We start from the raw sequence: 13,217 nt of genomic DNA on the forward strand, positions 1-13,217 counted from the left end.
GGGCGAAGGGAGCGAAGGGGGGACCGGGCGGGAGCGCTCCCGACTCCCCACGAATGGGAGCGCTCCCACTACCGGTTGACTGGGGACTTTAGGAGCGCTTCATGCTCCTGACAAGACTGTGCGCACCGGGTCGTCGAAAAAGAAATCGCCGTCGAACAGACTGCGCTCGGCGCACAGAAGCCGCCCGGATGATCCATCGACCGGCGGTCCGGCTCTCCAGCTTCCGACTGACCGACTGACCGACTGACCGACTGACCGACTGACCGACTGTCGGACCCCTCTGTCATTCTTGGGGCGTGCAGAAGCCCAGCGCCGTCACGCCCGACGCCCCCACAGCGATCCTGATGCCGCTGCTCACTCAGGAGTGGCTCGACCTCGCCTTCATCCACTGGGCCGTCGATCCCGCGGCCGTCGCCGGCCTGATGCCGTACGGCACCGTGCCCGACACGCATGACGGGCTGACCTACGTCGGACTCGTCGCCTTCCGGATGCACCGGGTCGGATGGCTGCGACTGCCCGGGATCCCGTACCTCGGATCGTTCCCCGAGACCAATGTCCGCCTGTACAGCGTGGACGTGCACGGGCGGCGCGGAGTGGTCTTCCGGTCGATGGACGCCTCCCGTCTGATACCGGTGCTGATGGGCCGTGCCGGGTTCCGTCTGCCCTATCTGTGGTCGCGCATGTCCGTCCGGTCTGCCGGGGAGACCGTGACCTACACCAGCTCCCGCCGCTGGCCCGGCCCGCGCGGTGCCCGCAGCCGGATCACCGTACGGCCGGGCGACCGCATCCACGAGCCGAGTGACCTGGAGCACTTCCTCACCGCCCGCTGGGGCATGCACAACGCGTTCTTCGGCGGACCGGCGTTCCTGCCCAACCACCACCCCAGGTGGCCCCTGCACCGTGCCGAGATCGTGACCTGCGACGAGGACCTGATCACGAGCGCCGGGGTTCCCGCGCCCACCGGCGACCCGGTCAGCGTCCTCTACTCGCCCGGTGTCCCCGTCCGCCTGGGCCGCCCCACCCGCCCCGGCCGCCCCGCCCGTCCGGCCCGGAGCGGGGCGACGCCCGCCGGTCGTACGGATGTTCCGTAGGGTGTGCGTGCCCGCACTCCGCCACGAGCCGCACTTCCGGCCTCGTCGCCGTTCGGGTCCTCCGGCGTCGCCACCACCGTCTACCCGCATGGATTGCCAGTATGGATCTTCGAATCAGCATCATCGTCCCAGTGCACGGCGTGGAAGCCCTGTTGCCCGCATGCCTGGACTCCCTGCTCGCGCAGGACGGCGCGGACCTGGAGCTCATAGCCGTCGACGACGCCTCGCCGGACGGGTGTGCCGGGATACTGGACTCCTACGCGGAGCGGGACGAGCGCCTGCGGGTGGTCCACCTGGCCGAGAACCGGGGCCTCGGGGGTGCGCGGAAGGCCGGCCTGGAGCTGGCGACCGGTGAGTACGTCTGGTTCGTGGACGGCGACGACCGGCTGACGGACGGGGCGGTGGCGGCGGTCGCCGAGCGGCTGGCGCACGTGCGCCCCGACGTGCTGGTGACGGATTTCGTCCGCGGATATCCGGACGGGCGGGTGGAGCCGAACACCTGGCGGCGGCAGATCGCGGAGCCCGCGCCGCCGGAGACCTTCACGCTGGCGGAGAAGCCGCAACTGCTGAACATGATCATGTCCGTGTGGAACAAGGTGGTGCGCCGCGACCACCTGCTCGGCCTGGGCGTCGAATTCGGTGCGGGATACTACGAGGACATTTCCGTCACCTACCCGCTGCTGCTGGCGGCGGGACGGATCAGCTACCTGGACCGGCCCTGCTACTACTACCGGCGCGAACGCGAAGGCGCCATCACCCACAGCAGTTCCCCCAAGCACATGGACGCCTTCGACCAGTACGAACGTATATTCGACTTTCTTGACGGAGGCCGGGCCGACGTGTCGCCCCAAATGCGTCAGCGGGTCTTCGACCGCACCGTGCTGCACGGCGTCACGGTCTACCGGACGCCCGGTCTGGTCCCCGGCGACCTGCGGGGGGAGTTCTTCCGCCGGCTGACCCGGCACTTCCACGACCGCAGGCCGGACGGCTACTCGTTTCCGGGCGGTGTGCGCGGACTGCAGTTCCGGTGCGTGGCACGTGGCGCGCGCGGGGCGTTCCACCGCATGGACGACGCGAACCGGCTGCGCACGTCGGCCCGCAGGGCACCGGCAGCCTCGAAGAGGGCCGTGCGGGGTGTGCTGGGGCTCGGACGCCGCGGCCTCTACCGGGCGCTCATGCGGCTGCCGATGAACCAGAACCTGGCCGTGTACGCCGCCTACTGGTACCGCGGGTACTCCTGCAGCCCGGCTGCCATCTACGAGAAGGCCAAGGAACTGGCGCCGTCCGTGCGGGGCGTGTGGGTCGTGGCCGACAAGGACGCCGGAGCGCGGATGCCCGAGGGCGTGGACTGGGTCGCCGCGAACACGCTGCGGTACCTCAAGGTGATGGCGACCGCCAAGTACCTGGTGAACAACGTCAACTTCCCGCACGCCACGGCCAAGCGCACGGGCTCGGTCCACGTGCAGACCCAGCACGGTACGCCGCTCAAGCACATGGGCCTCGACCTGAAGGGCAGGCCCGGCGCGGCGGACATGGACTTCGAGCGGCTCCTGGAGCACGTCGGCCGCTGGGACTACCTCGTCACCCCGAACCCGCACACCACCACCGCGTTCACCGGCGCCTACCCCGGACGGTACGAGGTGCTGGAAACGGGATATCCGCGCAACGACCGGCTGGCCGCCGCCGGGCCCGCGGACCGTGAGACCGCGCGCGAGGCGGTGGGCGTACCGGGCGGCAGCAGGGCCGTCCTGTGGGCACCGACGCACCGGGACGGCGACCCGTCGCCCGGGGCCACGGGGGAACTCGCCGAACTCGCCCGCGAACTCGGCGGTGAGTACACGCTGCTCGTCCGCCGGCACTATCTGGAGGCCGGTGCCGAGCCCCTGCCGGACGGGCAGGGCGCACGGGTCCTGGACGTGTCGGCGTACCCGTCGGTCGAGGACCTGTGCCTGGCCGCCGACCTCCTGGTGACCGACTACTCGTCCCTGATGTTCGACTTCGCGGTCCTCGAGGACCGTCCCATCGTGCTCTACGTCCCGGACTGGGAGCGCTACCGGCAGCAGCGCGGCACCTACTTCGACCTGCTCGCCGCCCCGCCCGGCGCCGTCGCGAGGACGCTGTCCGAGCTGACCAACGTGATCACCGGCGGCAGCGCGGAGGGGCCGGAGGCGGCCGAGCGGCGCGCTGAGTTCCGCGAGCGATTCTGCCCGCACGACGACGGCCGGGCGTCCGAACGCGTGGTGCGCAGGGTGTTCCCGGTCGACTAGAGGGTGTCGTTCGGGATGTCGTCGCGGGAAGGGACCAAGCCTGCTGAACGTGGACGGGCGGCCCGTTGCACGTGAACCGACCAAGTCTGCCGAAGCTGAACGTGAAGGGACCAGTCCACTGAAGGGGGCAAGCCCGCCGTGCATGTGCTGATCCTCGGCGGTACCGCCGAGGCCCGCCGGGTTGCCGAGTCGCTGGCGGCCGAGCCGTTGCCGGGACTGCGGGTGACGAACTCCCTGGCAGGACGGGTGTCCGCGCCGCGGACGCCCCCCGGTGAGGTGCGCGTGGGGGGCTTCGGCGGCGCCGAGGGTCTCGCCGCGTGGCTCGGGGCGCACTCGGTCGACCTGCTCGTGGATGCCACCCACCCCTTCGCCGGCACGGTCAGCTTCCACGCGGCGGATGCCGCCGCCACCGCCCACGTGCCCCTGTTCGCGCTGCGCCGCCCCGGCTGGGTCCCGGTCGAGGGCGACGACTGGCACGAGGCCCGTTCGCTGACGGAGGCCGCCGGACTGCTGCCCGCGCTCGGCCGGCGTGTCTTCCTGACCACCGGCCGGACGGGGCTGGCCGCCTTCGCGGGCCTGGACGGCCTGTGGTTCCTCGTACGGTCCGTCGAGGCACCCGACGCTCCGGTCCCGCACCACACGGAAGTGCTGCTCGACCGCGGCCCCTTCACCCTCGGCGGGGAGCGTGAGCTGCTGCGCCGGCACCGGATCGACGTGCTCGTCACCAAGGACAGCGGGGGAGCGGCCACCGCCCCGAAGCTGACGGCCGCCCGTGAGGCAGGGGTGCCCGTGGTCGTGGTGCGCAGGCCGCCGGCGCCCGAGGGAGTGCCGGTCGCCGCCACGCCCGAGGAGGCGGTGCGGCACATCCGGCAGGCGCACGCGCGCCGCCCGCCCACGGGGCGGCGGGACCCCGACGCCGTCGGGTAGCGGCGAGGCGCCGGACAGTCATCGGCTGCTGCCGCCGGGGCCGCGCCCGGCGCCGCACAGCCCGCCGCTCATTCCTCTTCGCAGGCGATCGCGTTGAGCGCGGCGGCGGCGATGGCGCTGCCCCCGCGCCGGCCCCTGACCACCAGGTGTTCCAGGCTGGAGGGGTGGGCGGCCAGAGCATCCTTGGACTCGGCGGCGCCGACGAAACCGACGGGCACGCCGATGACGGCGGCCGGACGGGGGGCACCTTCCCCGATCATCTCCAGGAGCCGGAAGAGCGCGGTCGGCGCGTTGCCGACCGCGACCACGGCACCCTCCAGCCGGTCCCGCCACAGCTCCAGGGCGGCAGCGCTGCGCGTGGTGCCGAGCCTCGCCGCCAACTCGGGGACGGCCGGGTCGGACAGGGTGCACAGCACCTCGTTGTCCGCGGGCAGCCGCTTGCGCGTGACGCCGCTGGCGACCATCCGGACGTCGCAGAGGACGGGCGCGCCGGCCCGCAGGGCCTCGCGGGCGCGTGCCACCACCGCGGGGGTGTACGAGAGGTCGCGCACGAGGTCGACCATGCCGCAGGCGTGGATCATCCGGACCGCCACCTGGCCGACGTCGGCGGGCAACGCCGTGAGGTCCGCCTCCGCGCGGATGGTCGCGAAGGACTGGCGGTAGATGGCCGCGCCGTCCTTCTCGTAGTCGTAGGCAGTCACGGTGCTGATCTCGCTGCTCCCGGTCGTCGTGGTACGGCTCGTGCGGTGCGCACCGCCAAGGCGGCGGCGAGCGGCCGCAGCGCACCCCGGCAGGCGTCACCGCGGTCCCACGGAGCCGGTGCGGCCCGGGGCGGCGACGACGGGGAAGCTGCGGGCACGGCGGTGAGCATACCGACCGTCACCCCCGACGCATGCCCACCCTTCCCGCCGTGGCCCTCACCGCACCTCCCGGCCGATCGCCCGGTCCGCCGCCGGCACGACGGCGGACCGTGGGGGAAACCGCGCCCTGAGTCTCCCGGCGCGGACCATGGTCCACCGTGCCGGTGACAGCCGTGGACGGAAGTCACGAGGCGGTCGACTTCTGGCCGATGCCCCGTGCGGCCGGGCGCCGTTGACTGATCGCATGACCACTCACGTGCCCGAGCCGACCGCCGTTGCCACGCGTGCCCTCGCTCCCGACTTGGCGCGAGGCTTGATGCTGTTGTTCATCGCGCTGGCCAACTCGCACTACTTCCTTCGGGGCCCGGAAGTCCTGGGCGGCTACCCGCGGAACGGCTCCCCCTCGGACTCGGCCGTGGTCTGGCTGATCTCGACCTTCGTCGACGGCCGGGCCTTCCCGATGTTCGGACTGCTGTTCGGGTACGGCGTCGCGCACATCGTCCGCCGCCAAGGGTCCCGGGGGCCACGGGCGGTGCGGCGGCTGCTGTGGCGGCGCAGCCTGGCGCTGGTCGTGGTCGGTTCCCTGCACGGGGTGCTGCTCTACGTCGGTGACATCCTGGCGGCGTACGGCGTGCTGCTGTTCGTCGGCGCGTGGATGGTCCGCTGGAAGGACCGCTGGCTGGTGCTGACCGCTCTGCTGTTCTTCGTAGTCGTCTCCCTGCCGAGCGGTGACTCGGCGACCGTCGACGGCGATCCGCCGGACAGTTCGATGCTCCCTGCGGACATGCTCACGATGGTCGTCGAGCGGGTGCAGGTGGCGCCCCTGGTCGCGCTGCTCGGGCCACTCGGATTCGTGTGCCCGTTCGCCGTCGGGCTGTGGGCGGGACGCCGACGGATCCTGGAGCAGCCGGAACGGTACCGGCCCCTGCTGCTTGCCACGGCCTCGGTCGGGATCGGCGCCGCCGTGCTCGGTGCCCAGCCTGCTTCGCTGATGCTGACCGGCGTCACGGCCGTTCCGGACGGGCCGACACTGGAACTGATCGGCCCGTTGCACGACTCGACGGGCACCCTGGGCGGTTTCGGCTACGCGGCCCTGGTGGCACTGCTGGCTCACCGGCTCGAACTCCGGCGCCGGCGGGGGCCAGTGACGGACGCGATCGCCGCCGTCGGTCAGCGGTCGATGACCTGCTATCTGGCGCAGTCGGTGGTCTGGGCGCTCGCTTTCACGCCCTTCCTGCTCGACCTCTCCGCGACCCTGACCGTCACCACGACGGCACTCCTGGCACTCACCACCTGGACCGCGACGGTGCTGCTGGCACACCGTATGCACCGAGCAGGACAGCGTGGCCCGTTCGAGGTGCTGGTCCGCCGTGCCACCTATCGGCACCCGGTGCACCCGCCCGTGCGCCGGCGTGCGGACTCGGACGGCGCCGACACCGGCCCATACGCCCAGTACGGCCTCCCGCGGCCGCCGGGCGAGCGGGCACACGGCCGGAACGAGGCGCCAGATCTGCCGAGCGGGTAGAAACGGCGTCCCGCGGACCGGAACTCCGGTGTGGTCTTCTTGGGACGTCCGTGGAGTGCCGGCACCGCCGACCCGTCGGCGGTGATCCCGAGAGTCTCGGTGACCCCGCTCGCCCCCGGGATGCACCGGGTGACGTCACGACGAAGGCGAGGTGTCCAAAAGGCGTCGGTCTCCTGCCCTTTCTCTCGCTCAACCTGCCTCTGCGGCCCTGGCGACGGTGTGCTGCGCTGGCTAAAGGCGGTGACGGGCGTCACCTTCAGCGCAGGGAACGGGCACCTGTTTCCAGCTTGCGCAGGTCCTCACGTGCCCCCGCCTACTCGGACGACGTCGACATGGACCGGTACTACTCCGAGTACGGTGAGGAGCGGCACGGCCGCTCTTCCTCCAGGCGCCCAAGCCGTTCCCGCACCTCCTCCCAGGCGCCCGAATACGCCTACGGGGGTATGGACCCCGACGGCCCGCAGATCATCGACGTGGAACCCGGCCGTTCCTCCTCCAGAAGAGAGGGTTCACGCTCGCGTCGGCGCTCTGAGAGCCCACGCACGGTGTACGTATCTGGGACGTCAGCATGTCCATCGACCACGCCTTCGTCGCAGTCGGAAGGCCCAACAATCCCGGAGGGATCGTCGTCCTCGATGCCTGGCAGAACAACTCCGCTCCCAGAATGGCCCGGGACTTCAACTTCCCGTTCCTCGTCGACGGCCAGGTGACTTCCGAAGCATCGATGTTCCGACCCGACGGTCGTGACTACCTGCAGATGGGCCGTCAGTCGGTCGACATCGCCTCGATGACCCAGACCATGGACACCACTGCGCCCGCCATCGACCCACAGCAATACGCCGGCCAGTCACACATGTGGCACCACACCATGCCGGACCCCGAACCGAGCAGCCAGTCCAGGCCCGAGCCCCGGCACCACCAGAGGCGGCCCTCCGCCAGCATGCTGGAGAGGTAGCTCAGCAGCGAGCGCCGTGATCGTCGATAACCACAGCCCCCACTGACGAGCCCGTGCGCCGTGGGCGGAGGCGTCGAAATCCCCGACGCCTCACCGCCTGCGGTGCACGAACTCGTTGGCGGCACCGCGCACCACGGCGCGGCACGCGTCCCGGGTGCCGGCCGACAGGCGGCACCGACCAGGCAAGTCGCCTGGGCGGACGCCCTTTTCAGAGTCTCTAGAAGAAGCCCAGCTTCTTGGGCGAGTACGACACCAGGAGGTTCTTGGTCTGCTGGTAGTGCTCCAGCATCATCTTGTGGTTCTCCCGGCCGATGCCCGACTGCTTGTATCCGCCGAAGGCGGCGTGCGCCGGGTAGGCGTGGTAGCAGTTCGTCCACACGCGGCCCGCCTGGATCGCGCGGCCCGCACGGTACGCGGTGTTCATGTCGCGGGTCCAGACCCCGGCGCCCAGTCCGTAGAGGGTGTCGTTGGCGGTCTTGACCGCGTCGTCGAAGTCGTCGAAGGACGTGACCGAGACGACCGGCCCGAAGATCTCCTCCTGGAAGATCCGCATACGGTTGTGGCCTTCGAAAATCGTCGGCTGGACGTAGTAGCCGCCTTTCAACTCACCCTCGTGCTCGATGCGGTCGCCACCGGTGAGGACCTTCGCTCCCTCCTGCCTGCCGATGTCGAGGTAGGAGAGGATCTTCTCCAGCTGGTCGTTGGATGCCTGGGCGCCGATCATCGTGTCGGTGTCCAGCGGGTGGCCCGGCACGATCAGTTCGGTGCGGGCGACGGCGGCCTCCATGAACTCGGCGTAGGTGCCGCGCTGGACGAGCGCCCTGGACGGACACGTGCAGACCTCGCCCTGGTTGAGGGCGAACATGGTGAAGCCCTCGAGGGCCTTGTCGCGGAAGTCGTCGTCCTGCGCCCAGACGTCGTCGAAGAAGATGTTGGGCGACTTGCCGCCCAGCTCCAGCGTGACCGGCTTGATGTTCTCCGAGGCGTACTGCATGATCAGCCGCCCGGTCGTGGTCTCCCCGGTGAAGGCCACCTTCGCCACCCTCGGACTGGAGGCGAGCGGCTTGCCCGCCTCCACGCCGAAGCCGTTCACGATGTTCAGGACACCTGGCGGCAGCAGGTCCGCGACCAGGCTCAGCCAGTAGTGGATCGAGGCGGGAGTCTGCTCGGCGGGCTTCAGGACCACCGCGTTTCCGGCGGCGAGCGCGGGGGCGAGCTTCCAGGTCGCCATCAGGATCGGGAAGTTCCACGGGATGATCTGCGCGACGACGCCCAGCGGTTCGTGGAAGTGGTACGCCACGGTGTCGTCGTCGACCTCGCCGAGCGAGCCCTCCTGGGCGCGGATCGCGCCGGCGAAGTAGCGGAAGTGGTCGACGGCGAGCGGGATGTCGGCCGCCAGTGTCTCGCGCACCGGCTTGCCGTTCTCCCAGCTCTCGGCGACCGCCAGACGCTCCAGGTTCGCCTCCGTCCGGTCGGCGATCTTCAGCAGGATGTCGGCACGCTCGGTCACCGAGGTCCGCGCCCAGCCCGGAGCGGCCTCGTGGGCGGCGTCGAGCGCCCGCTCCACGTCGTCCGCCGTGCCGCGCGCGATCTCCGTGAACGGCTGCCCGTTCACCGGTGACGGGTTCTCGAAGTACTGCCCGCGCGCCGGCGGCACGTACTCGCCGCCGATGAAGTGGTCGTAGCGCGACTGGTAGGAGACGATCGCGCCCTCGGTGCCGGGCGCCGCGTAACGGGTCATTCTGAATGCCTCCCTCGTCGGGCGCTGCCCGCCGTTGGACAGCTCTGCGCGGCAGGCTAGGAAGCGGGACGTTGCGGGGACGTTGCGCGTACGCGCGCGGACGCCGTCCCGGTGCGGGCGGTCCGGCGGTTCCCCGGACCGCCGCCCGGACGCAGGCCGTCACCACGCCTGAGGGTGAGGGCCGCCGTCCGGACGCAGGCCGTCACCACACCCGGGGTGCCGTCAGTTCGGACTCCAGCGCGGCGAGCCGGGAGCGGTTGGCCGCCGTGGGGCGGACCGCGGCGAGTGCGCGCCAGACGTCGAGGTCGTCCTCGCCCCACGGCGCGTGTGCCCAGTCGGCCAGCAGGTCGGGGTCCTGCCGGGCCACCAGAGCGGCGCGCAGTCCGTCGGCGAGCCGGCGCCTGAGCCGGGCCACCGCCGGAGCCCGGGAACCGGGCAGCAGCGGACCGGCGTAGGCCGCCGCGGCCGCGGTGACCGCCCCCGACCGCAGCCGGCGCTCGACGGCGGCGGCGTCGGACTCCACGGGCATCGTGAGCCGGTACGGCCTCGACGCGAGACGGCCGGGGCCGAGGATCCCGCGCAGCCGGGCCAATTCGGCACGCAGGGTCACCGGTGGCACCGTCTCGTCCTCGTACAGCGCGCACAGCAGCTCGTCGCCGGTCAGGCCCTCCGGGTGGTGGGCCAGCAGCACGACGATCTCGCTGTGCCGGCGGCTGAGCCGCACCCGGCGGCCGCCCGCCCCCAGCAGTGCCTCGTCACGGCCCAGCGCGGCCAGCTCGGCGGCCTCGGCCCCATGCTGCTCCGGAGTGAGCAGCGCCAGCTGCGACTCGGCGGCACGCGCCACCGCCTGCACGAACCCCAGACTGTGCGGATGCGCCAGACCGTCCCCGCCGGTGATGTCGACGGCGCCCAGTACCCTCCCGGTGCGGGGGTCGTGCACCGGGGCTGCCGCGCACGTCCACGGCTGGACTCGGCGTATGAAGTGCTCGGCCGAGAAGACCTGGACCGGACGCCCGACGGCGACCGCCGTGCCGGGGGCGTTCGTCCCGACCGCGGACTCCGACCACCGGGCCCCCGGTACGAAGTTCATCCGTCCCGCCCGGCGCCGAGTGGCCGGATGCCCCTCGACCCAGAGCAGTCTGCCGTGCGCGTCGCACACCGCCAGCAGGTGTTCGCCGTCGGACGCGAACGTACCCAGCAACTCCCGGAACAGCGGCATCACCCGCGCCAGCGGATGTTCGGCCCGGTAGGCGCCGAGGTCGCCGTCCATGAGCTCGACGCTCGCCGTGCCGTCCGGGCCGACACCCGCCCGCACGGACCGGCGCCACGACTCCGCGACCACCGGACGCACGGGGCGCGGCACCGTCCCGGCCTCGGTGAACGTCGCGTGGGCCCGCCGCAGCGTCCGGGCACGCTCGACGGGATCGGCTCCCGGCTCCAGAGCCAGCCATGCGTCACTCAACTCGGCCTCCCCGGAATGCTCGGACAGTACGCGGAAGGGACTGCGACGGTATGCGGGCGGAATTCGGACGAGGACATCGTCACTCTGCGGACGGGCGCCGACAAGCACTCCGACCGGCCGGATCACCCGGACAGGAGTTGGGGGCGGTCAGGCGAGGTTGACCAGTTCGATGTAGCGGGTCCAGTCCCAGTGGGGCCCCGGGTCGGTGTGGTCGCTGCCCGGCACCTCGTGGTGCGCGACGATGTGCGAGCGGTCCTTGGGAATGCCGTAGTCGGTGCAGATCGCCGCCGTGAGCCGGGCCGACTGCTCGTACATCGCGTCGGTGAAGTACTCGGGCCGGTCCACCCACCCCTCGTGCTCGATGCCGATGCTGCGGGTGTTGTAGTCCCAGTTGCCCGCGTGCCAGGCGATGTCCGTCTCGCGCACGCACTGCGCCACGTGCCCGTCCGCCGAGCGGACGACGTAGTGCGCGGAGACCTGCTTCTCGGGGTCGCGGAAGATGGCGAGCGTGTCGGCGTAGGTCTCCTGCGTGACATGGATGACCACGTAGTCCACGGGATAGCTGCCGGGGCGGCTCGACCGGCTGTAGTTGGAAGCGCTCGCGGCCTGCCACTCGGCAGACGGGTAGTCGACGGCGCGGGGCCGGGCCGCGGCCCGGGTACCGGAGAGCAGAGCAAACGGGGCGGCGGCGAGCGCGGCACCCATCAGGAGCCGCCGCCTGGTCGCGAACGGTACTGTCCTTTCCTTTTCCATGGACACTGCCCTTTCGTCAAAGGGGCCCTCGGGCCCCTTGTGTGAGGGGGGATCAGCGGTTCTCACCGGCTGAGGTGGGGGAACAGGGGCGGGGATCGGGGTGAAGTCACTTCGAGACGGACGTCCACCGCCCTGTGTGCGGGGTGCGTCCGCGTGAATCACCGTACGGCGAACGGAGATTGCGCAGAAGAACGCCGCGCCGTTCCGTGGACAGCCACCGCCTTGTGGATATCGCGCCCACTCGTTCGAGTGAAAACCCCGGAGGAAGGACCGTCTTCGGGTGAAGCAGCGAGGGCGGGTTCAGGCCCGCTCCGCCGCCCCCGCCGGGTCGTCCAGCACGGCCCGCACCACCGAGTGCGCGGCGCCGAGCAACGGCCCCTGCGGGCCCAGTTCCGACACGGAGACCGGGCAGGCCGGACCGGCCGTGCGCCCCGCCAGTTCGGCGCGCAGCGACGGCAGCAGCCAGGGCGCGAGTCCCGCCAGCGCGCCGCCCAGTACCACGCTCTGCGGATCCAGCAGGTTGACCGCCCCGGTCAGCGCGATGCCGAGCGCCGTGCCCGCTTCGCGCAGCGCGCGCCGCACATTCTCGTCGCCGTCCGCCGCCCGCCCCGCGAGCAGCCCGACGCGGTCCTCGCCGGACTCCACACCCGCGGCGCGCAGCACCGCCTTCTCACCCGCGTACTGCTCCAGGCAGCCACGCCCGCCGCAGGCACAGGCCGGTCCCTCGGGGCGGACAGGCACGTGGCCCAGCTCGCCGGCGAACCCCCGGGTGCCGCGCAGCACCCTGCCGTCGAAGACCACGGCAGCTCCGATGCCGATCTCGGCCGAGACGTGCAGGAAGTCCCGTGGCGTGCCGTCACCGAGCCACAGCTCGGCAAGCGCACCGAAGTTGGCCTCGTTGTCCACCGTCAGCGGCCAGTCCGGGGGCAGCAGGGCACCGAGGTCGGCGTGCTGCCAGTCCAGGTTGGGGGCGCGTACGACGGTCCGCCCGTCCCGTGCCACCAGGCCCGGCACCGCCACCGCGAGCCCGGCAGGCCACAGACCCTCGCCCTCCGCCTCGGTGACGACCCGCCGCACCAGGCCGGTGAGCCGTTCGAGCACCGGTTCCAGTGAGGTGTCCCGGTTGCTGCCGTACCGCACGGCGCGGGCCCGTACCGCGCCGCGCAGGTCGACAGCGCAGACCGCCAGGTGGTCCACGCCGATCTCGGCGCCGATTCCGGCCGGGCCCCGTGCGCTGACCGCGAGTGCGGACCCGGGCCGTCCGACCCGGCCGGGACGCTCCGCGGGGCCCAGTTCCTCCAGCAGGCCCGAGCCGATGAGCTCGTCCACGAGCGTCGACACCGCCGCACGCGTCAGCCCGATCCGTGAGGCGACGGCGGCCCGGGACAGCGGGCCCTCGGCGCTGACGGTGTGCATCACCCGGGAGAGATTCCGGCGGCGCATTCCCTGCTGGGTGTCGGGCAGGCGCCCGGGGCGGCCCGGGCGGGCTTCGTGCGGCGGTGCGGTCATGCCTCTGTCATTTCCTTGGTCGTCCGTCCGTCTGCCCCCGTCTGCCCGGCCCGGGGCGCCGGGCCCCGCGACGCCGGCGCACGGCGCCCGGACCTGTGCCGGCGGTGTGCCGCCCGCGAGCGGTCCG

The 13,217-nt window shown here is 71.9% G+C and carries 10 protein-coding genes; 5 read left to right on the forward strand and 5 right to left on the reverse strand.

The features are described from left to right. Positions 1–344: 344 nt before the first annotated feature. The 3 genes from HZS56_RS05590 to HZS56_RS05600 all read left to right on the forward strand — a co-directional run bounded on the left by HZS56_RS05590 (position 345) and on the right by HZS56_RS05600 (position 4,285). Positions 345–1,091, forward strand: a complete 747-nt coding sequence (locus HZS56_RS05590) for a YqjF family protein (RefSeq protein ID WP_253913795.1) — start codon at positions 345–347, stop codon at positions 1,089–1,091. A 101-nt stretch (positions 1,092–1,192) separates the two neighbouring features. After that, positions 1,193–3,358, forward strand: coding sequence for a bifunctional glycosyltransferase/CDP-glycerol:glycerophosphate glycerophosphotransferase (locus HZS56_RS05595; protein ID WP_216719569.1), 2,166 nt, complete (start codon positions 1,193–1,195; stop codon positions 3,356–3,358). Positions 3,359–3,496: 138 nt separating this feature from the next. After that, the gene (locus tag HZS56_RS05600; protein WP_216719570.1) at positions 3,497–4,285 is read left to right on the forward strand and encodes a cobalt-precorrin-6A reductase; all 789 of its coding nucleotides are present in this window, start codon (positions 3,497–3,499) and stop codon (positions 4,283–4,285) included. 68 nt (positions 4,286–4,353) lie between these two features. On the opposite strand, the gene HZS56_RS05605 is transcribed toward HZS56_RS05600, so the two are convergent. Continuing rightward, complete coding sequence (locus HZS56_RS05605) at positions 4,354–4,986, reverse strand: precorrin-8X methylmutase (protein ID WP_216719571.1); 633 nt, start codon at positions 4,984–4,986, stop codon at positions 4,354–4,356. 403 nt (positions 4,987–5,389) lie between these two features. Between HZS56_RS05605 and HZS56_RS05610 the strand changes: the two genes are divergently transcribed. Then, complete coding sequence (locus tag HZS56_RS05610) at positions 5,390–6,670, forward strand: DUF418 domain-containing protein (protein WP_216719572.1); 1,281 nt, start codon at positions 5,390–5,392, stop codon at positions 6,668–6,670. A gap of 568 nt (positions 6,671–7,238) precedes the next feature. Beyond that, positions 7,239–7,625 carry a hypothetical protein gene (locus HZS56_RS05615; protein ID WP_216719573.1) on the forward strand — a complete coding sequence of 129 codons (387 nt, stop codon included), beginning with the start codon at positions 7,239–7,241 and terminating at the stop codon, positions 7,623–7,625. Between the two features lie 217 nt (positions 7,626–7,842). Here the strand turns inward: HZS56_RS05615 and exaC are convergent, their stop codons facing one another. The 4 genes from exaC to HZS56_RS05635 all read right to left on the reverse strand — a co-directional run bounded on the left by exaC (position 7,843) and on the right by HZS56_RS05635 (position 13,090). Next, the gene (exaC, locus tag HZS56_RS05620; RefSeq protein WP_216719574.1) at positions 7,843–9,366 is read right to left on the reverse strand and encodes an acetaldehyde dehydrogenase ExaC; all 1,524 of its coding nucleotides are present in this window, start codon (positions 9,364–9,366) and stop codon (positions 7,843–7,845) included. Positions 9,367–9,568: 202 nt separating this feature from the next. Next, positions 9,569–10,828 (reverse strand): GAF domain-containing protein, encoded by a 1,260-nt coding sequence (locus HZS56_RS05625; protein WP_216719575.1) that lies wholly within the window; start codon positions 10,826–10,828, stop codon positions 9,569–9,571. 147 nt (positions 10,829–10,975) lie between these two features. After that, complete coding sequence (locus HZS56_RS05630) at positions 10,976–11,581, reverse strand: N-acetylmuramoyl-L-alanine amidase (RefSeq protein ID WP_216719576.1); 606 nt, start codon at positions 11,579–11,581, stop codon at positions 10,976–10,978. 300 nt (positions 11,582–11,881) lie between these two features. Next, a complete protein-coding gene (locus HZS56_RS05635; RefSeq protein ID WP_216719577.1) occupies positions 11,882–13,090 on the reverse strand; it encodes an ROK family transcriptional regulator in 1,209 nt (402 codons plus the stop codon). Between the last annotated feature and the right edge of the window lie 127 nt (positions 13,091–13,217).

This window comes from Streptomyces mayonensis, from assembly GCF_018982965.1.
GTDB lineage: Bacteria > Actinomycetota > Actinomycetes > Streptomycetales > Streptomycetaceae > Streptomyces > Streptomyces mayonensis.